The organism is Stenotrophomonas sp. STEN035 (genome assembly GCF_056759935.1).
Window position 1 is genome coordinate 1 of sequence record NZ_JBRRDY010000092.1, and the last position, 286, is coordinate 286.

At 51.0% G+C, this 286-nt stretch carries 1 rRNA gene; it reads left to right on the forward strand.

The features are described 5' to 3' along the window. Window positions 1-194: 194 nt before the first annotated feature. Window positions 195-286, forward strand: a 5S ribosomal RNA gene (gene rrf, locus ACVOLL_RS20615); the annotation flags it as partial.

The window sequence follows — 286 nt, forward strand, 5'->3', positions numbered from 1 at the left end:
ATAGGTCAGGTGTGTAAGTGCAGCAATGCATTGAGCTAACTGATACTAATGATCCGTGTGGCTTGACCATATAACCTCAAGTTGCCTTGGCCGACATGACATGTCGATAGACTCCAAGTGCACGCTACGTCACAAGATCCATGAGAGGCAGGCGCCTAAATCCGTTTTTTGGATGGCGACGCTCCAACTGTCTCCCTGATGAAATTAGCGCTATGGAACCACCCGATCCCATCCCGAACTCGGAAGTGAAACGTAGCCGCGCCGATGGTAGTGCAGCCTAAGCTGT